The following is a 19,124-nucleotide window of genomic DNA, read 5'->3' on the forward strand; positions in this document are numbered from 1 at the left end:
CGTTGATGCGGTGCCGTGCAACGTGGCCGGCCCGCGGCTGATGACACACATGCTGCCCCGACGGGCGAAGTCGGCTAGACCGTCGTCTCTTCAAGGAGGACGTTTCCGACATGAAGGCCGTTGTGATGGCAGGTGGTGAAGGCACACGCCTTCGCCCCATGACCTCAAGCATGCCCAAGCCGCTCCTGCCCGTAGCCAATCGGCCGATCATGGAGCATGTGCTTCGGCTGCTCAAGCGGCACGGGCTCAATGAGACGGTCGTGACCGTCCAGTTCCTGGCCTCCCTGGTGAAGAACTACTTCGGCGACGGCGAAGAGCTCGGAATGGAGCTCACCTACGCCAACGAGGAGAAGCCGCTCGGTACCGCGGGGAGTGTCAAGAATGCCGAAGAGGCATTGAAGGACGACACCTTCCTCGTCATTTCCGGTGACGCGCTCACCGACTTCGACCTCACCGACCTGATCGCCTTCCACAAGGAAAAGGGCGGCCTCGTCACGGTCTGTCTCACCCGTGTTCCCAATCCTCTGGAATTCGGAATCACGATCGTGGACGAAGCGGGTCAGGTCGAACGCTTCCTGGAGAAGCCCACCTGGGGACAGGTCTTCTCGGACACCGTGAACACGGGCATCTACGTGATGGAGCCCGAGGTCTTCAACTACGTCGAGGCCGATGTATCGGTCGACTGGTCCGGCGATGTCTTCCCGCAGCTCATGAAGGAGGGCAAGCCGATCTACGGCTATGTCGCCGAGGGCTACTGGGAGGACGTGGGCACGCACGAGAGCTATGTGAAGGCCCAGGCGGACGTGCTCGAGCGCAAGGTCGATGTCGAGCTCGACGGCTTCGAGATCTCCCCCGGCGTATGGGTGGCCGAAGGCGCCGAAGTGCATCCCGACGCTGTCCTGCGCGGGCCCCTGTACATCGGCGACTACGCCAAGGTCGAGGCCGGCGTCGAGATCCGGGAACACACGGTCATCGGGTCGAACGTCGTCGTGAAGAGCGGCGCCTTCCTCCACAAGGCCGTGGTCCACGACAACGTGTACATCGGCGATCACAGCAATCTGCGCGGCTGCGTGATCGGCAAGAACACCGACATCATGCGCGCGGCCCGGATCGAGGACGGCGCCGTCATCGGCGACGAATGCCTCGTCGGCGAGGAATCGATCATCCAGGGCAATGTCCGCGTCTACCCCTTCAAGACCATCGAGGCGGGCGCGTTCGTCAACACCTCGGTGATCTGGGAGTCGCGCGGGCAGGCTCACCTCTTCGGTGCGCGGGGCGTCTCCGGGATCCTGAACGTCGAGATCACGCCGGAGCTGGCCGTCAGGCTGGCCGGCGCGTACGCGACGACGCTCAAGAAGGGTTCGACGGTCACCACCGCACGTGACCACTCCCGTGGCGCCCGTGCGCTGAAGCGCGCGGTGATCTCCGCCCTGCAGGCCAGCGCCATCGACGTGCGCGACCTGGAGAACGTCCCCCTGCCGGTGGCACGTCAGCAGACCGCACGCGGCAGCGCGGGCGGCATCATGATCCGCACCTCGCCGGGCGTTCCCGACTCCGTCGACATCATGTTCTTCGACGAACGGGGAGCGGATCTCTCACAGGCCCGCCAGCGAAAGCTGGACCGGGTGTACGCACGACAGGAGTACCGCCGCGCCTTCCCCGGCGAGATCGGCGACCTCCACTTCCCGTCCAGCGTCTTCGACTCGTACACGGGATCCCTGCTGCGGAACGTGGACACCGCGGGGATCTCGGACGCCGGGCTGAAGGTCGTCGTCGACGCGTCCAACGGCAGCGCCGGGCTTGTGCTGCCCAGCCTGCTGGGGCGGCTCGGCGTCGATGCGCTGACCATCAACCCGGGCCTCGACGAGTCCCGGCCCACCGAGTCGGCCGAGACCAGGCGGTCCGGACTGGTGCGGCTCGGGGAGATCGTCTCCTCGGCCAGGGCCGCGTTCGGGGTGCGGTTCGACCCGGTCGGCGAGCGGCTCTCGCTCGTCGACGAGCGGGGACGGATCGTGGAGGACGACCGGGCTCTGCTGGTCATGCTCGACCTCGTCGCCGCCGAGCGTCGCAGCGGCCGGGTGGCGCTGCCCGTGACGACCACGCGTGTCGCCGAGCAGGTGGCCGCTTACCACGGCACCCAGGTCGAGTGGACGACGACGTCGCCCGACGACCTGACCCGGGTGGGGCGTGAGGAAGGCACCATCTTCGGCGGTGACGGGCGCGGCGGGTTCATCGTTCCCGAGTTCAGCAGCGTGTTCGACGGCTCCGCCGCGTTCGTACGGCTCATCGGGCTGGTGGCGAGGACGCAGCTGACGCTCAGCCAGATCGACGCGCGGATCCCGCGCGCCCATGTGCTGCGACGCGACGTGGCGACCCCCTGGGCCGTCAAGGGACTGGTCATGCGCCGGGTGGTCGAGGCCGCGGGGGACCGCAACGTCGACACGACGGACGGTGTACGGGTCGTCGAGGCGGACGGGCGCTGGGTGATGGTGCTGCCCGACCGGGCCGAGGCGGTCACCCATCTGTGGGCGGAAGGACCCGACGACGCCTCCGCTCAGGCGCTCCTGGACGAATGGTCCGCGATCGTCGACAGCGCAGGCGAATGACGTGACCGGGTGCCGGGGCGGGTGAGAGACCCCGCCCCGGCACCCGCACGCTTTCCGGTTCCCGCGGCGCTGCCGCCGGAACCGTTCGGCCTGCCCTCGCACATCGGTGGGGCCATTCGGTGGTAGCCGCCGCGACATGCGACGATGTGCGGCATGTCGCAGCAGCCCCCCGATCGGAGTACCTCCCCGCCGCCCGCGCGCCCGGACGCGTCCATGTCGCTGCTGACCAATGTGATGGACCACAGCCTGGACGACGGATACGCCGAGGCGGCGGCGCGTCGCAAGGCCGACGGACGCACGGGCATGCCCCGCACGATCAAGGCGAAACTCGGTTTCGCGGCCTGCCTGGTGCTCGCCGCACTGGTCGTGACCCTGGGTGCTGCGCAGGCGCGGGTCGCGGCGCCGGTCCTGGCCAAGGAGCGCGAGGAGCTCATCGACCGGATCGATGCGGAGACGGCCGCGGCCGACACCCTCGAGAAGCAGGTCGAGGAGGTCCGCGACGACGTGGGGAGGCGTCAGCGCAAGGCGCTGGAGCAGCACGGCGGTGACCAGGCCGAACTGGTGGCTCTGCTCTCCGGGGCGACGCCGGTGCACGGCCCCGGCGTGAAGCTCGTCGTCGACGACGCGAAGGACACCGACCAGGGCGGTGGCGGGCCGCGCGAGACCACCGGGTTCTCCGACACGGGACGGGTCAGGGACCGGGACATGCAGCGGGTCGTCAACGGCCTGTGGCAGTCCGGCGCCGAAGCCATCGCCATCAACGGGCAGCGGCTGACCGCCCTGTCGGCGATCCGCGCGGCGGGCGACGCCATACTGGTCGACAACAAACCGCTCGTGCCGCCGTACACGGTGCTCGCGGTGGGGGACGGGAAGAAGCTCAGCGCCGCCTTCCAGGACAGCGCCGACGGCCAGTACCTGCAGTCGCTGAAGGACACCTTCGACATCAGGACCAGCATCTCCGTCCAGGAGAAGGTCAGCCTCCCGGCGGCCCCGAGCCTGATCGTACGGACAGCAGAGCCTTACAAGGCCGCAGACACCGGCAGTGGTGCGGCACAGACAGGGAAGGGCACATCGTGATCGCCGTACTGGGCCTCGTCGTGGGAGTCGTGGTCGGACTGTTGGTCCGGCCCGAAGTGCCGGCGGTGGTCGAGCCCTACCTCCCGATCGCCGTCGTGGCCGCACTCGACGCTGTCTTCGGTGGCCTGCGGGCCATGCTCGACGGGATCTTCGTCGACAAGGTCTTCGTGGTCTCGTTCCTCTCGAACGTCGTCGTTGCCGCACTGATCGTCTTCCTGGGCGACAAGCTGGGAGTCGGAGCGCAGCTCTCCACCGGTGTGGTCGTCGTCCTCGGTATCCGCATCTTCTCCAACGCCGCCGCGATCCGCCGGCACGTCTTCCGGGCCTGACGCCGATGAGCAACGACGCATACGACGGCGGCCGGGACGAGACCGGCGAGAAGCCCGCGGACGCTCCCCAGGAGCTCACCGGGCGCCAGCGGCTGATGGCGGGGATCTGGCCGCCCCGGGTCACCCGTGCCCAACTCATCGTCGCGGTCCTGCTGTTCGTCCTCGGCCTCGGACTGGCCATCCAGGTGCGGTCCAACAGCGACAACAGTGCGCTGCGGGGCGCCCGGCAGGAGGACCTGGTCCGCATCCTCGACGAGGTGGACGACCGCACGCAGCGGCTGGAGGACGAGAAGCAGCGCCTCGACGACCAGCGCACGGAGCTGGAGAACAGCTCCGACCAGGCGGAGGAGGCGCGCAAGCAGACGGTGGAGAAGGAGCGCCAACTCGGCATCCTCGCGGGTACCGTAGCGGTCCACGGCCCCGGCATCACGCTCACGATCAACGATCCCGGAGACGCGGTGCAGGCGGACATGCTGCTCGACGCGCTCCAGGAGCTGCGGGCGGCGGGTGCCGAGGCGATCGAGGTCAACGGTGTGCGCGTGGTGGCCAACACGTACTTCTCCGGCGACGGAGGTGCCGTCAAGGTCGACGACCGCAAGATCTCCGCCCCGTACGTCTTCAAGGTCATCGGCAAGCCGCAGGATCTCGAACCGGCGCTGAACATCCCCGGCGGTGTGGTGCAGACGCTGGAGAAGGAGCAGGCCACCGTGCACGTGACGCAGTCCGACGACATTGTCGTGGACGCCTTGCGACCGGCGGAGCGGCCTGACTACGCTCGGTCGTCGGCGCAGTGAACCGGGGACGCGTGGACGTCGGGGGACACGGGCAGGAGGTTGCGGGGGGTCGCCGCATCGTAATGGTGGTGCGTGGTGGAAACTGTCGAGTGGATACGGACGTTGTGAAGATGTCCGGGTCGGCAGGTGTGTTCATTCAGGGTTCGTCCTGCCCCACGGGCGGGTCTGTTTCGGTCAAGGGGAATCGCCCGTGAAGTTGTTTGGGAAGTTGTTCGGCAAGAGCGCTCGCGATGAGGCCGCACGCCATCGCGCACCGCGCCATGGCCAGACCGAGGAGACGGGCGGCGAGCGCCCCCTCTTCCGGGACCAGGTGGCAGGTCCGGGGGGTGACAATTCGGGTGGTTCCGGCGCGTCGTCTGTTGACCCTGCCGGTCCCGGCCGCATAGGTTTCGGAGAACCGTCAACCTCAAGTACGGGTGGAGGGTTCGCCCCGAGGCAGGAGGCTTCGTCCATGCCGGTCTGTACGAGGTGCGGGCACCGCAACGCCGAGGCGAGCCGTTTCTGTTCCAACTGCGGTGCGCCGCTGCGGGGCGGAGTGCCCGAGCGTGCTTCGGAGACGACGTCGACCATCTCCATCTCGGGCCTGGAGGCCTACGAGGCGGAGGCGACCGGACAGACGTCCGTGCCGTCCCTCTCGCCCGAGGCCCAGGCGGCGGTGGACGCCCTGCCGCTCGGCTCGGCGCTGCTGGTCGTGCGACGGGGGCCGAACTCGGGCAGCCGCTTCCTTCTGGACAGCGAGCTGACCACGGCCGGCCGCCACCCGCAGAGCGACATCTTCCTCGACGACGTGACGGTGTCGCGTCGGCACGTGGAGTTCCGCCGGAGTCCCGACGGCAGCTTCACGGTGGGGGATGTCGGCAGCCTCAACGGCACCTACGTCAATCGTGAGCGCATCGACTCCGTCGCGCTGTCCAACGGCGACGAGGTGCAGATCGGCAAGTACCGGCTGGTCTTCTACGCGAGCCAGCGCGGCATCTGACCCGCCCCCTCCTGACTCCGTCGGGGGAGGACCCCCAGGAAGGGCCATGCTGAGAACACCGACGGGCGGTGCCGGACACGGCACCGCCACCGCGGACGACCGCCCGATGAGCATCGGTACGGTGCTCCTCCAGCTGCGCGACGAGTTCCCCGAAGTCACCATCTCCAAGATCCGCTTCCTGGAGGCCGAGGGGCTCGTCGAGCCGCAGCGGACGCCTTCCGGTTACCGGAAGTTCCGCCGTGACGACGTCGAGCGGCTCGCTCAGGTGCTGCGCATGCAGCGGGACCACTATCTGCCGCTGAGGGTCATCCGGGAGCACCTGGACGCCCTCGCGCGGGGCGAACAGGTGACCCTGCCGTCCCCGGGCGGCGAGCGGGACCTGGCCGACGGCAGCTGGACGGGTGGGCCCAACCGGGTCACCGCGGCCCGTATCGGCCGTGCGGAGCTCCTCGCCGCCGCCGAGGTGACCGAGAGTGACCTCGACGCGTGGGAGTCGTACGGCCTGGTCGCACCGGCGGCCGAGGGCGGCTACGACGCCGAGACGGTCACCGTCGCCAGGCTTGTGGCGGATCTGGGGCGATTCGGTCTGGAACCGCGGCATCTGCGGGCGATGCGCGCGGCCGCGGACCGCGAGGCGGGGCTGATCGAACAGGTCGTCGCGCCCCTGCGCCGGCACCGGAATCCGCAGACCAGAGCGCATGCCGAGGCCACCGCGAAGGAGCTGGCGGAGCTCTCCGTCCGGCTGCATTCGGCCCTCGTGCAGACCGCTCTCCGGATCCGTCTCCACTGATCCGGGTGGAGCCCGACTACCCAAACCTGCCGAGCACGTCCTAGGGTTGCTGTGTGAACGAGCTCGACGTTGTGGGTGTCCGGGTGGAAATGCCCTCCAACCAACCGATCGTGCTCCTGCGTGAAGTGGGAGGCGACCGGTACCTCCCCATTTGGATCGGTCCTGGTGAGGCGACCGCGATCGCCTTCGCTCAGCAGGGCATGGCTCCGGCCAGGCCGCTGACCCATGATCTCTTCAAGGATGTGCTCGAGGCCGTCGGCCAGGAGCTCACCGAGGTCCGGATCACGGACCTCCGCGAAGGGGTTTTCTACGCGGAGCTGGTCTTCGCCAGCGGGGTCGAGGTGAGCGCGAGGCCTTCCGACGCCATAGCCCTCGCCCTGCGCACCGGTACGCCGATCTACGGCAGTGACGGGGTCCTCGACGATGCGGGGATCGCCATCCCCGACGAGCAGGAGGACGAGGTGGAGAAGTTCCGTGAGTTCCTCGACCAGATCTCGCCGGAGGACTTCGGTACGAACAGTCAGTGACGTCCTGAGGGGAGCCACCGGCGCATCCGACAAGCCTTTCCCGGTCGCGGGTCACGGGAAACCACCCTCAGGGTGATTATCACTCGGCGTGCCGAGTGTGGCGATCGTTGACGCACCCCGGGTGACTGCCTACCTTCGAGTGGGCAGGTCAAGGACGGAGGTCGGCGTGAGCAGCAGCGGCGACGGTACGGCAGCGGGCGGGCCGTATCCGCAGCAGGGGAGTACAGCCGGCCACACCATCAGGCAGCCGGCTGCGCCGGATGCGGTGGCGGGGGGCGGCATGACATCGGCCAACGACATCGGCTATCGCGGGCCGACGGCGTGCGCGGCGGCGGGGATCACCTACCGGCAGCTCGACTACTGGGCGCGCACGGGGCTGGTCGAACCGAGCGTCCGTCCGGCCTACGGGTCGGGCACACAGCGTCTCTACAGCTTCCGGGACGTCGTCCTGTTGAAGATCGTGAAGCGCTTCCTCGACACCGGGGTGGCGCTTCAGAACATCCGCACGACGGTCCAGCACCTGAGGGCCCGCGGATTCCAGGATCTCGAGCGCATGACGCTGATGAGCGACGGAGCGACGGTCTACGAGTGCTCCTCGCCCGCCGAGGTGGTCGACCTGCTCCAAGGGGGACAGGGCGTCTTCGGCATCGCCGTAGGGGTGGTGTGGCGTGATGTGGACGCCGCGCTGTCGCAGCTGCACGGGGAGCGCGTGGACACCGGCGAGACCCTCGTCGGCAACAACCCCACCGACGAGCTCGCCCGCCGGCGCAATCGGGCGGGCTGAACCGGGTGACAACGGCGGCCAGCCCCGGAATCCGGGGCGTGGCCGCCGTTGCTACGCGGCGACTGTCAGTGCTGTAGGGCAACATCGATTGATGTGAGAGCCGCGCCCACCATCCTGCATCTCGACATGGACGCCTTCTACGCCTCTGCGGAGCAGGCGGCGAAGCCGAGTCTGCGCGGCAAGCCTGTCGTGGTGGGCGGGCTCGGGCCGCGCGGGGTCGTCGCCACCGCCTCCTACGAGGCGCGGCGATTCGGGGTGCACTCGGCGATGCCGATGGCACAGGCCAGAAGGCTGGCGCCGAACGCGGCCTACCTGGTGCCGCGCTTCACGCTCTACCGCACGGTGAGCGAACAGGTGATGGAGCTGCTCGGCCGGCTGTCCCCGCTGGTGGAGCCGCTCAGCCTGGACGAGGCCTTCGTGGACCTGGAGGCGGGCGGCACGGCCGACGACACGGCCTCGGCCCTGGCGATCGGCGAGCAGCTGCGCGAGGCGATCGAGGCGGTCACGGGGCTCAGCGGCTCCGTCGGTCTCGCGGGCTCCAAGATGCTGGCGAAGATCGCCTCCGAGGAGGCGAAGCCCAACGGGATCCTGCTGATAGAACCGGGCACGGAGCGGGAGCTGCTCGCTCCCATGCCGGTGCGCACCCTGCCCGGTGTCGGGCCCGCCACCGCCGACCATCTGCGCCGTGCCGGCATGACGACGGTCGACGACCTGGCCGAAGCGGGGGAGGCGGAGCTCGTCCGCCTGCTGGGGAAGGCGCACGGCAGCTCCCTGCACCGCATGGCGTCCGGTCACGACGACCGGCCCGTCGTCGCCGAGCGCGACGCGAAGTCGGTCTCGGTCGAGGACACCTTCGACACCGATCTGCACGACCGGGTCCGGGTCAGGACCGAGGTGGAGCGGCTGGCCGACCGCTGTGTCCAGCGGCTGCGGGCCGCGGGTCGATCGGGGCGCACGGTGGTGCTGAAGGTGCGGCGGTACGACTTCTCCACCCTCACCCGCTCCGAGACCCTCCGCGGGCCCACAGACGACCCCACGGTGGTCCGGGAGGCCGCGGCGCGGCTCCTGGAGTCCGTGGACACCACCGGGGGCGTACGGCTGCTGGGCGTCGGTGTCACCGGGCTCGCCGACTTCACGCAGGAGGATCTGTTCGCGCAGGCGGCCGACGAGCGGGCGGCCGCCGCCGTGGCCCCCGAGGAGCCGGCCGACGCGGGGACGGGCACCGCCGAGGAAGCGGCCGGGGCCGCGCACGAGGAGACCGCGCAGGAGAGCGCCGAACAGCTCGCCGCACGGCGCTGGCCGGCCGGACACGACGTACGGCACGACACCCACGGGCACGGCTGGGTGCAGGGGAGCGGGGTCGGCCGGGTGACCGTGCGGTTCGAGGAGCCGGAATCGGCGCCCGGCCGGGTCCGCACGTTCCGCATCGATGATCCGGAGCTGCAGCCGGCCGACCCGCTGCCGCTCGTACGGAACCCGGTGGACTACTCGTCCTGGCCGGCCAGCTTGCCGAAGTCGCGGTCCGGGGCGCTCTCGGCGGGCGCCGAGTCCAGACCGTAGTGACGGTAGAGCTGGAGCTCCTGTTCCGGCGAGAGATGGCGGCCGACCCCGAAGTCGGGTGCGTCCTTGATCAGGGCGCGGTCGAAGGGGATGCGCAGGGCGTCCTCGACGAACTCGCTCGGTTCCAGCGGGACGAACGCGTCCCGGCTGAACAGTCCGGTGCGTACGGCCGCCCACTCCGGCACACCGGTCGCGTCGTCGAGGTACACCTCGTCCACGGTTCCGATCTTGGTGCCCTTGCGGTCGAACGCCTTGCGGCCGATCAGGCTGCGCGGATCGATGTCGGTCTGCACGGTCCCTCCCACTGGTCGCGACTACTCCACAGGCACTACAGAAGTGCAGATCCGTGGCGTCGGCCACTCGAGAAATGCGCCGGGAACCCCGCTGGTACGCTGGTGTCGGCTGCTGACCCCGTGCGGGAGAGTCCTCCGGAGAAATTCCGGCAGGCGCCGAAGGAGCAAATCCTCCCCGGAATCTCTCAGGCCCCCGTACCGCACGGACGAGGTCACTCTGGAAAGCAGGGCGGGTTTCGCGCGGCCACGGCCGGGCCGGACCCCGTCCTCACCGACGGTGAAAGCCGGTGCGCCCCGCGGGCACCGGTGAAGCTCTCAGGTTGAGATGACAGAGGGGGAGGCCGTTCGGGCACCCCGCGCCGTGGTGCCCCTCGCAGGTCGTGACAGACCAGGAGGCCTCCATCATGACCCCCCGCACTTCGCTCTCCCAGCTGGAACAGGGCATCCCGTTCGAGCAGCGTCATATCGGTCCTGATGCCGAGGCACAGGCGAAGATGCTCGCCCAGGTCGGCTACGGCTCGCTCGACGAGCTGACCGCCGCCGCGGTGCCCGATGTGATCAAGAGCGCCGAGGCCCTGCGGCTGCCGGACGCCCGGACCGAGGCCGAGGTCCTCGCCGAGCTGCGCCTCCTCGCCGACCGCAACCAGGTCCTGGCCCCGATGATCGGGCTCGGCTACTACGGCACGTTCACCCCGCCGGTGATCCTGCGCAACGTGATGGAGAACCCCGCCTGGTACACGGCGTACACGCCCTACCAGCCGGAGATCTCCCAGGGCCGCCTCGAAGCCCTCCTGAACTTCCAGACGATGGTCGCCGAGCTCACCGGGCTGCCCACCTCCGGCGCCTCGCTGCTCGACGAGGGCACCGCCGCCGCCGAGGCCATGGCGCTGGCGCGGCGCGTCGGCAAGGTGAAGAACGGCGTCTTCCTGGTCGACGCGGACTCCCTGCCGCAGACCGTCGCCGTCATCGAGACGCGCGCCGAGCCGACCGGCGTCGAGGTCGTCGTCGCCGACCTCAGCGACGGCATCCCGGCCGAGATCGCCGAGCGCGGCGTCTTCGGCGTGCTGCTGCAGTACCCGGGCGCCTCCGGTGCCGTACGCGACATCAAGCCCGTCATCGAGCAGGCCCACGGACTCGGCGCGATCGTCACCGTGGCCGCCGACCTGCTGGCGCTCACGCTGCTCACCTCGCCCGGCGACCTGGGCGCGGACATCGCCGTCGGCACCACCCAGCGCTTCGGTGTCCCGATGGGCTTCGGCGGACCGCACGCCGGCTTCATGGCCGTCCGCGAGAAGTTCGCCCGCAGCCTCCCGGGCCGCCTGGTCGGCGTCTCCGTCGACGCGGACGGCAACAAGGCCTACCGGCTGGCCCTGCAGACCCGCGAGCAGCACATCCGCCGCGAGAAGGCCACCAGCAACATCTGCACCGCGCAGGTGCTGCTCGCCGTGATGGCCGGCATGTACGCCGTCTACCACGGCCCCGAGGGGCTGCGGACGATCGCCCGGCGCACGCACCGCTACGCCGCGATCCTCGCCGAGGGCCTGCGTGCCGCCGGTGTCGACGTGGTCACCGGCGCCCACTTCGACACGCTCACCGTCCGGGTTCCGGGCCGGGCCGCGGAGGTCGTCGATGACGCCCGTGGCCGCGGGGTCAACCTGCGGCTCGTCGACGCCGACCTCGTCTCGCTCGCCTGCGACGAGACCACCACCCGCGCGCAGGTCGCGGCCGTCTGGGCGGCCTTCGGCGCCGACGGCGACATCGAGGCGCTGGACGACACGACCGCCGACGCGCTGCCCGAGGGGCTGCTGCGCACCGACACGATCCTGACGCACCCGGTCTTCCACCAGCACCGTTCCGAGACCGCGATGCTGCGCTACCTGCGCAAGCTCGCCGACCGTGACTACGCGCTGGACCGCGGCATGATCCCGCTCGGCTCCTGCACGATGAAGCTGAACGCGACCGCCGAGATGGAGTCGATCACCTGGCCCGAGTTCGGTGCGCTGCACCCGTTCGCGCCGGCCGAGCAGGCCGAGGGCTTCCTGACGCTCATCCATGAGCTGGAGGAGCGGCTGGCCGAGGTCACCGGTTACGACGCGGTGTCCCTCCAGCCGAACGCCGGCTCGCAGGGCGAGTTCGCGGGGCTGCTGGCCGTCCGCGCGTACCACCGCGCCAACGGTGACGAGGGCCGTACCGTCTGCCTGATCCCGTCCTCCGCCCACGGCACCAACGCCGCGAGCGCCGTGATGGCCGGTATGAAGGTCGTCGTCGTGAAGACCGCCGACGACGGCGAGGTCGACATCGAGGACCTCCGCGCCAAGATCGCGCAGCACCGCGACGAGCTCGCCGTGCTCATGATCACCTACCCGTCCACCCACGGTGTCTTCGAGGAGCACGTCGCCGACATCTGCGCCGAGGTGCACGACGCCGGCGGCCAGGTGTACGTCGACGGCGCCAACCTCAACGCGCTGGTCGGCCTCGCCAAGCCGGGGCACTTCGGCGGCGACGTCTCGCACCTGAACCTGCACAAGACCTTCTGCATCCCGCACGGCGGCGGCGGCCCCGGTGTCGGCCCCGTGGGGGTGCGCGCGCACCTGGCGCCGTACCTCCCGAACCACCCGCTGCAGCCCGCCGCGGGTCCGGAGACCGGTGTCGGGCCGATCTCGGCCGCCCCGTGGGGCTCGGCCGGCATCCTGCCGATCTCGTGGGCGTACGTACGTCTGATGGGCGGCGAGGGCCTGAAGCGTGCGACCCAGGTCGCCGTGCTCGCGGCCAACTACGTCGCCAAGCGCCTGGAGCCGCACTACCCGATCCTGTACAATGGCCCGGCCGGCCTGGTCGCGCACGAGTGCATCGTGGACCTGCGGCCCATCTCCAAGGCGACCGGCGTCAGCATCGACGACGTCGCCAAGCGCCTCATCGACTACGGCTTCCACTCGCCGACCATGTCGTTCCCGGTCGCGGGGACGCTCATGATCGAGCCGACCGAGAGCGAGGATCTCGCGGAGCTCGACCGGTTCTGCGACACGATGATCGCCATTCGGAGCGAGATCGAGAAGGTGGCCTCGGGCGAGTGGACCGCGGACGACAACCCGCTGGTCAACGCCCCGCACACCGCGGCCGCGCTGGGTGGGGACTGGGACCACGGCTACAGCCGCGAGGTGGCCGTCTTCCCGGCCGGTGTCCCGGTCGCCGACAAGTACTGGCCGCCGGTGCGCCGGATCGACGGTGCGTTCGGTGACCGCAACCTCGTCTGCTCCTGCCCGCCGCTGGAGGAGTACGACAACTGACCGTGGGACGCCGGAACACGGCGGCGTGACGCGGACATGCGTGGGGGCCGGTGCGGAGACTTCTCCGGGCCGGCCCCTTTCCGTACCGGCGGCTCAGGCCGCCTTCACCACCCGGCCCGTTCCCAGCGGCCGGTGCGGGGCGATGATCTGCCCGTCCGGGAGCAGCTCACCGGTGTCCTCGAAGAGCAGGACGCCGTTGCACAGCAGGCTCCAGCCCTGTTCCGGATGGTGCGCCACCAGACGGGCGGCTTCCCGGTCGGCTGAGTCGGCTGTCGGACAGGGTGGCTGGTGCTGGCACATGGATGGGTTCTTTCGCTGCGTAGAGTCGAGTGTCCTGCGGCTTGAAGAGGTGTTCACGGCCGCCCCCCGTATCGATCGGTCCGGTCCCAGTGTTGCCCCACGGGCGTCAATCCGCAGGGATTTCGCCGCAGCGCTTCCTCTCCTCTCATGACGCATCACCCGCCCGGACGGTTCAACGCAACTGCACTGTCACTTCGGGTGGTTCGGGGTGGCCGGATAGGGCTAGTCCGGATGGGCACCCGCCGCCCCCGAGGCGCTGTGCCCCGCCACCGGAGCCGGTGGCGGGGCACAGCGCACGTGGTGGAGCCGAATCAGGCGGGTGAACCGAGCAGGGGGCCGGGACCGGGTGCGATGCGGGTGGTGATCACGGGAAGGAGATCAGCGACCCGGTGCGGACGGTGTGCCGCGATTCCCGGTGGGGCGGGAGCCAGGGGGACCAGCAGATCGGCCGGCGCGGGGGACCCGCCGGCTGCGTCGGCCTCGGTGTCCCCGTGCAGCCACAGGGCCAGCATGTAGAGCTCGGGGATGGACAGCAGCCTCGGCTGGTACGGGGTGACCGACGCGTCCGCCTGGCGCAGGGCGAGTTCGGTCGAGGCGATGTACGGGCCCTCGAAGAAGTGCGAGAAGGTCCAGCCGTCGGGGGTGAGCATCGTGTCGGCCGCGGCGACCGGCCGCTCCGTGCTGCTGATCAGGAAGCGCCATGCGGCGAGCCGGGTGGTGGGCGCGAGCCCGTCCGGTCCGATGCGGTCCAGTACATGGACGGGGAGCGGATGTTCGGGGCTCAGAGGTCCCTGGACGGACCGCAGGCCGGGGGTACGGGCCTCGCGGACCGCGGTCGGTGAACCGAGCGCCGCGAGAACGCTTCTCAGCGCGGGCGCGGGAGCAGGGGGAACGTGCAGCGGCATAGTGGGTCGCCTCTCACTTCGGAGACACGGTGGAGCGTGGGCGGGTGCAGACGGCGCTGTCGGCGTGCGGGGCCAGAGGAGGCCGGTGACTGGGCCGGTGCGTCAACTCTCTGCCTCGTCCGCGGAGTTTATACGACACGTGTTCACGCGGTGTTTCCACTAGCCGCCACGGCTATTGCCGGCAAGGCGGTATCCGGACTTAATTATGCGGAGATTATGCTGATTCGGTGCGAGCGGCGCAGCCACCGCCTCGGGTTTTTCCCGTACAGCGGTAGGCTGAAACGTACCGGTGCTTTCCCGGAGCACGTGCGGGGAAACTGCGCACCCAACCATGCCGCGTGAATGTGCCGCGGGCCACAGTCATCAGATTAGCGGCTACGCGGCGGCCGTGGGGCGTTATGGATCACTCTGCCTGGGCATTATCGACCGTGACGCGAGCGGCCTGGGCCGCGGGCCGCCCACTCGAGGAGGGACACCCCGATGGGGGAGAAGGTCGTGGCGGGCGCTTTTGACCTGTCCGATCGGCTGAAGTACCGGCGGAAGCTCCATCAGTGCCTGGAGGGACTGGAGAGGCTCCTGGCGGAGCGGAGGTTCGACCGGCCGCGCAATCTCATGGGCATGGAGATCGAGCTGAATCTGGCCGGGGCCGACGGTATGCCGAAGATGTTGAATGGGCAGGTACTCGACCGCATCGCGAGCCGGGATTTCCAGACGGAACTGGGGATGTTCAATCTCGAAGTGAACATAGTTCCCCACAATCTGTCAGGGCGTGTTCTCGATCAGCTGGCCGAGGAGTTGCGGACCGGCCTCGGATATGCCGACCGGAAGGCCGCCGAGGTCGATGCCGGGATCCTGATGATCGGAATACTTCCCACGCTCGGACGTGAGGACATGGTCCGGTCCAATCTCTCCGACGTGGACCGCTACGCGCTGCTCAACGATCAAATGGTGGCAGCGCGCGGCGAGGATTTCTCCCTGGATATCGAAGGCGTCGAGAGACTGGTCTGCACCTCCGGTTCGATCGCACCGGAGGCGGCCTGCACCTCCGTGCAACTGCACCTCCAGGTGACGCCGGAACGCTTCGCGGACGTGTGGAACGCCGCCCAGGCCGTGGCCGCGGTGCAGGTGGCGCTGGGCGCCAACTCCCCCTTCCTGTTCGGCCGCGAGCTGTGGCGGGAGTCGCGGCCGCCGCTCTTCCAGCAGGCCACGGACACCAGGCCGCCCGAACTGCAGAACCAGGGGGTGCGGCCGCGGACCTGGTTCGGCGAGAAGTGGGCGGGTTCGGCGTACGAGCTCTTCGAGGAGAACCTCCGCTACTTCCCCCCGCTGCTGCCCATCTGCGACGACGAGGACCCCCTGCGGGTGCTCGACGAGGGAGGGGTGCCGGGGCTCCAGGAGCTGGTCCTGCACAACGGCACGGTCTACCGGTGGAACCGCCCGGTCTACGGGCTCGCGGACGGCGTACCGCACCTGCGGGTGGAGAACCGGGTGCTCCCCGCGGGCCCGACCGTCGCCGACGTGATCGCCAACACGGCGCTCTACTACGGACTCGTCCGGGCGCTCGCCGAGGAGTCCCGTCCGGTGTGGACCAGGATGCCGTTCACCGCCGCCGCGGAGAACTTCGAGACCGCCTGCCGCCACGGCATCGACGCCGAACTGCTCTGGCCGAGGCCGGGCCGCTCGGGCGGACTGACCCGCGTACCGGCCGTCAAGCTCGTCCGGGACGAACTGCTGCCGCTCGCCGCCGCGGGGCTCGACGCCTGGAACATCGAGCCCGCGGACCGCGACCATTACCTCGGGATCATCGAGGAGCGCTGCCGGCGGCGGACCAACGGGGCGTCCTGGCAGGCGGACGCCTACCACCGGGCCCGGGAGTCCGGGCTGGGACGCGGTGAGGCGCTCGCCGCCATGACCCGGCGGTACACCGAGCTGATGCAGGCCGGTGAGCCCGTGCACAGCTGGCCGGCGGGCGTTCCCGGCGAGTGAGGCCGGCGGGCGTTCCCGCACGATGGGGCCGCCTGGGATCCCGGGTCACTGAGCGGAGCCATGCGGGCGGGGCCGGCCGCGCCCGCATGGCTCCGGCGGCACCGGTCCTACTCCTCCCCGGCGCGGCCGCTCTGCCCGGCCGTCATGACGGCCTGCAGGATCACGGCCTGGATCTCCGCCGGGTCGTTGACCTGGTACCCGCCGCCGCCGGTCACCTTCGCTATCTCGTTCACCTCGTCGCGGTCGGCGTCGGGACCCACCGCGATGGCGAGCAACGGCACCGGGCGCTCCGGATCGGCGATCTTCTTGAGCTCGGCGATCAGGGCGGAGCGCGAGATGGAGCGCTCGTCCTGGTTCGAGCCGTCGGTGAGGATCACGACGGCGTTGAACTTGCCCTTCACATAGGTGCGCTGCGCCTCCTTGTAGGCGGCCAGCGCGGTGTCGTACAGACCCGTCGCGCCGTCCGGCACGGGCTTCAGCGCCGCGAACGCCGCGGCGAGCTTCTCGCGGTGCGTGCCGCCGCCCTTGGCCGCGTCGCCGAGCCGGGCGGTCGCCACCAGGCTGCGGTAGTCCTTCTCGCCGTCGAGGGTGGTGGCGAACTCCCAGAGTCCGATCTCGTCGTTCGGGGTGAACTGGTTGAGCGCCTGGATCAGGGACGCCTTGGTGACGTCCATCCGGGACTGGTTGCGGCCCGGCACGATCGTGGCCATCGACCCCGAGGCGTCGACGACGGTGGTGAGCCGCGCGCTCTGCACGGTGATCGTCCACATGCCGAGCGTCTCCTGCAGCACCTCGTCCGAGGGCGGGGTGCCGGGAGAAGTCTCGTACGGCTGTGGGGACTTGGCGCCGGCCGATGCGGTCAGGGTCTCGTCCGCCGTGCCCTCGACGGTCCGGAAGCCGTGCTCCTGCAGGGTGCGCTGCGAGGCGTCCTCGGACAGCAGCGTCATGAACCGAAGCGCCGCCCGGCTCTCGTCGGTGGTCTGCTCCTCCTCGTTGACCAGGGTGAACGGGTAGTTGAGGAGCGGGGTGCCGTCCTTGGGGTAGAAGAGGTCGAGCTTGCCGCCGTCCGTCGACTCGGCGTTGTGGGCGAACGCGGCCTGCTCGGAGAGCAGCACCGCCTGGTTGCGTGACGGGTTGCCCTGCTCGGCGCCGGAGCTGTCCTGCGGCAGCGTCTCGACGACCTGGGTGTCGCCGTCCGACATGCGCTGGGCGAGCAGCTTCGCGGTCGCCGCGGCCCTGGTGTCGCTGTCCCCGCCCAGTTTGTCGGAGGAGATGCCGATGCTCGTGAGCGCCAGCAGACCGGTGGCGCTGCGCGCCGGGTCGGCCGAGCCGAGACGGACCTTGTCGGACTCCATCGCCGCGGCCGTCAGCTCAGCCCAGGAGTACTGCTTCTCCGGCCAGCCGAGGGTCTTGGCCGCCGACGGCACCATGGCGAGGGTGACGGGTGAGGTGGCGACGGAGTCGCCCGGGGTGATCGGAACGGCGTCCCCGTTGCCCTTCGCCCTGTTCAGCCAGAGGTCGGAGTCGGGCAGCCACATCTGGTAGTCCGGCGGGCGGGTGCCGCGGGCGAGGGCGTCCGCGACCTTGTACGAGTCACGCGCCACCACGTCCACGTCCACACAGTGGCCGTCGGATCTCAGGTCGTCCTTGCGTGCCTTGTCGGCGACGGCACGCACGGCGGGCGCGATGTCCGGGGAGGTCATCATGGTCAGATGTACGGCGGTGTCCTCGCAGGACTTCGAGAACGACAGCAGGCCGCCCTGTGCCGCGACCGCCGTTCCCGCGGCCACCGCGAGAACGAGCATGGTGGCGATGGCTACGGTACGACGGCGGCGCGGCGGGCGGTCCCCGCTTCCGTCCGCGGCGTAGTCGTCCGGCAAGCTGTGACGTCCCATGTCGGTGGTGCCCCTCCTTGAGGATGAACAAGGAAAAGGGGGACCACACCATCGGCGATGGTGCTCGTCCCCCGGCCTGTCGCGCATGATCTTCGTACCTGCATTCGAGACCCTAGCGGGGTGCGGGGCGGCTTGGGACGTGAATGCATAACTGAGGGCAGGTGTACAGGTGGAGGCGGGGCGCGTGGCTGATTCTTTTCCTCAGGAGGCCGTGTCACGACGGATCTTGCGGTCCGAGACGGTGTTGGTTCTGGCTCTCTCGCTGGGGGCCAGCGGGGTGTCTGCCCTGATCAGTTTTGTCGGATCCCTGACGAAACCAGGGGGTTTGAAGGATCAGGCGGCCACCCTCAACAGTTCCTACGCGCCGGGACGCCCCTGGCTTGATCTCGCCTGGCAGCTCTTCGGAATCACCACGGCGCTGGTGCCCGTCGCGCTGGTGGCGCATCTGTTGATCAGGGAGGGCGCGGGGCTGCGGGTCATCGGTTTCGACCGGTCCCGGCCGATGTCGGACCTGGGGCGCGGCGCGCTGGTGGCGGCGGGGATCGGGAGCGCCGGTCTGGCCTTCTACCTGGTGGCCCGGGCGGCCGGCTTCAACCTCACGGTCGTGCCCGAGTCGCTGCCCGAGGTGTGGTGGAAGTACCCGGTCCTCATCCTGTCGGCGATCCAGAACTCCGTGCTGGAGGAAGTGATCGTCGTCGGGTATCTGCTGCGCCGGCTGGGGCAGTTGGGGTGGACCCCGATGGCCGCCCTGGTGGCCAGTTCGGTGCTCCGCGGCTCCTACCACCTCTACCAGGGCATCGGCGGCTTCATCGGGAACATGGTGATGGGCGTCGTCTTCGTGCTCCTGTACCGCCGCTGGCAGCGGGTGGGGCCGCTGGTCGCCGCGCACGCCCTGCTCGACATCGGCGCGTTCGTCGGTTACGCGCTGCTCGCCGGGAAGGTGGGCTGGCTGCCCACGCCGTGAGCCCGGTGCGGGGTGAGTGACGGGAGGGGGTGTGCGGCTCGTACCGCA

General features: G+C 69.8%; 16 protein-coding genes and 1 riboswitch. Of the genes, 12 read left to right on the plus strand and 4 right to left on the minus strand.

All coding sequences use genetic code 11. The features are described 5' to 3' along the window. Window positions 1–110 precede the first annotated feature (110 nt). The 9 genes from OG521_33400 to OG521_33440 all read left to right on the plus strand — a co-directional run bounded on the left by OG521_33400 (window position 111) and on the right by OG521_33440 (window position 9,446). The gene (locus tag OG521_33400; protein ID WUW25392.1) at window positions 111–2,606 is read left to right on the plus strand and encodes a mannose-1-phosphate guanyltransferase; all 2,496 of its coding nucleotides are present in this window, start codon (window positions 111–113) and stop codon (window positions 2,604–2,606) included. A 153-nt stretch (window positions 2,607–2,759) separates the two neighbouring features. After that, window positions 2,760–3,683: a DUF881 domain-containing protein gene (locus OG521_33405; protein ID WUW25393.1), complete on the plus strand. Its 924-nt coding sequence runs from the start codon at window positions 2,760–2,762 to the stop codon at window positions 3,681–3,683. Next, the gene (locus tag OG521_33410; protein ID WUW25394.1) at window positions 3,680–4,012 is read left to right on the plus strand and encodes a small basic family protein; all 333 of its coding nucleotides are present in this window, start codon (window positions 3,680–3,682) and stop codon (window positions 4,010–4,012) included. The genes OG521_33405 and OG521_33410 overlap by 4 nt, the downstream gene beginning before the upstream one ends. 95 nt (window positions 4,013–4,107) lie before the next feature. Continuing rightward, window positions 4,108–4,806, plus strand: coding sequence for a DUF881 domain-containing protein (locus tag OG521_33415; GenBank protein ID WUW26888.1), 699 nt, complete (start codon window positions 4,108–4,110; stop codon window positions 4,804–4,806). 190 nt (window positions 4,807–4,996) lie between these two features. Continuing rightward, on the plus strand, window positions 4,997–5,785 hold the full coding sequence (locus tag OG521_33420; GenBank protein ID WUW25395.1) for an FHA domain-containing protein: 789 nt from the start codon (window positions 4,997–4,999) through the stop codon (window positions 5,783–5,785). 46 nt (window positions 5,786–5,831) lie between these two features. Further along, window positions 5,832–6,575, plus strand: coding sequence for a MerR family transcriptional regulator (locus OG521_33425; GenBank protein ID WUW25396.1), 744 nt, complete (start codon window positions 5,832–5,834; stop codon window positions 6,573–6,575). A gap of 53 nt (window positions 6,576–6,628) precedes the next feature. Then, window positions 6,629–7,102, plus strand: a complete 474-nt coding sequence (locus OG521_33430) for a bifunctional nuclease family protein (GenBank protein ID WUW25397.1) — start codon at window positions 6,629–6,631, stop codon at window positions 7,100–7,102. A 166-nt stretch (window positions 7,103–7,268) separates the two neighbouring features. Next, window positions 7,269–7,886: a MerR family transcriptional regulator gene (locus tag OG521_33435; GenBank protein ID WUW25398.1), complete on the plus strand. Its 618-nt coding sequence runs from the start codon at window positions 7,269–7,271 to the stop codon at window positions 7,884–7,886. A gap of 93 nt (window positions 7,887–7,979) precedes the next feature. After that, window positions 7,980–9,446: a DNA polymerase IV gene (locus OG521_33440; GenBank protein ID WUW25399.1), complete on the plus strand. Its 1,467-nt coding sequence runs from the start codon at window positions 7,980–7,982 to the stop codon at window positions 9,444–9,446. Here OG521_33440 and OG521_33445 read toward each other — a convergent pair. Beyond that, entirely contained in the window at window positions 9,371–9,739 is a 369-nt protein-coding gene (locus tag OG521_33445) for a PRC-barrel domain-containing protein (GenBank protein WUW25400.1), read from the minus strand. The two genes, OG521_33440 and OG521_33445, sit on opposite strands and share 76 nt — an antisense overlap. A 113-nt stretch (window positions 9,740–9,852) precedes the next feature. After that, a riboswitch (glycine riboswitch) is annotated at window positions 9,853–9,950 on the plus strand. Between the two features lie 193 nt (window positions 9,951–10,143). On the opposite strand from OG521_33445, the gene gcvP reads away from it, so the two are divergent. Beyond that, window positions 10,144–13,026, plus strand: coding sequence for an aminomethyl-transferring glycine dehydrogenase (gene gcvP, locus OG521_33450; protein WUW25401.1), 2,883 nt, complete (start codon window positions 10,144–10,146; stop codon window positions 13,024–13,026). A 93-nt stretch (window positions 13,027–13,119) separates the two neighbouring features. Here the strand turns inward: gcvP and OG521_33455 are convergent, their stop codons facing one another. Together OG521_33455 and OG521_33460 are read right to left on the minus strand one after the other, a co-directional pair. Beyond that, the gene (locus OG521_33455; GenBank protein ID WUW25402.1) at window positions 13,120–13,383 is read right to left on the minus strand and encodes a DUF5999 family protein; all 264 of its coding nucleotides are present in this window, start codon (window positions 13,381–13,383) and stop codon (window positions 13,120–13,122) included. A gap of 254 nt (window positions 13,384–13,637) precedes the next feature. Next, on the minus strand, window positions 13,638–14,231 hold the full coding sequence (locus tag OG521_33460; protein ID WUW25403.1) for a hypothetical protein: 594 nt from the start codon (window positions 14,229–14,231) through the stop codon (window positions 13,638–13,640). Window positions 14,232–14,711: 480 nt separating this feature from the next. Between OG521_33460 and OG521_33465 the strand changes: the two genes are divergently transcribed. Further along, window positions 14,712–16,217, plus strand: coding sequence for a glutamate-cysteine ligase family protein (locus OG521_33465; protein WUW25404.1), 1,506 nt, complete (start codon window positions 14,712–14,714; stop codon window positions 16,215–16,217). A gap of 107 nt (window positions 16,218–16,324) precedes the next feature. Here OG521_33465 and OG521_33470 read toward each other — a convergent pair whose 3' ends face one another. After that, window positions 16,325–18,112: a substrate-binding and VWA domain-containing protein gene (locus OG521_33470; protein WUW25405.1), complete on the minus strand. Its 1,788-nt coding sequence runs from the start codon at window positions 18,110–18,112 to the stop codon at window positions 16,325–16,327. Between the two features lie 184 nt (window positions 18,113–18,296). Here OG521_33470 and OG521_33475 point away from each other — a divergent pair, with 184 nt between their 5' ends. Next, window positions 18,297–19,076, plus strand: a complete 780-nt coding sequence (locus OG521_33475; GenBank protein WUW25406.1) for a CPBP family intramembrane metalloprotease — start codon at window positions 18,297–18,299, stop codon at window positions 19,074–19,076. Window positions 19,077–19,124: the final 48 nt, after the last annotated feature.

This window comes from Streptomyces sp. NBC_01463 (assembly GCA_036227345.1).
Classification (GTDB): Bacteria; Actinomycetota; Actinomycetes; order Streptomycetales; family Streptomycetaceae; genus Streptomyces.

Bases quoted from the DNA above. Each gene is read 5' to 3' on its own strand.
- OG521_33400 (WUW25392.1), top strand. From the start codon at position 111: ATGAAGGCCGTTGTGATGGCAGGTGGTGAAGGCACACGCCTTCGCCCC.
- OG521_33405 (WUW25393.1), top strand. From the start codon at position 2,760: ATGTCGCAGCAGCCCCCCGATCGGAGTACCTCCCCGCCGCCCGCGCGC.
- OG521_33415 (WUW26888.1), top strand. From the start codon at position 4,108: ATGGCGGGGATCTGGCCGCCCCGGGTCACCCGTGCCCAACTCATCGTC.
- OG521_33425 (WUW25396.1), top strand. From the start codon at position 5,832: ATGCTGAGAACACCGACGGGCGGTGCCGGACACGGCACCGCCACCGCG.
- gcvP (WUW25401.1), top strand. From the start codon at position 10,144: ATGACCCCCCGCACTTCGCTCTCCCAGCTGGAACAGGGCATCCCGTTC.
- OG521_33460 (WUW25403.1), bottom strand. From the start codon at position 14,231: ATGCCGCTGCACGTTCCCCCTGCTCCCGCGCCCGCGCTGAGAAGCGTT.
- OG521_33465 (WUW25404.1), top strand. From the start codon at position 14,712: ATGGGGGAGAAGGTCGTGGCGGGCGCTTTTGACCTGTCCGATCGGCTG.
- OG521_33470 (WUW25405.1), bottom strand. From the start codon at position 18,112: ATGGGACGTCACAGCTTGCCGGACGACTACGCCGCGGACGGAAGCGGG.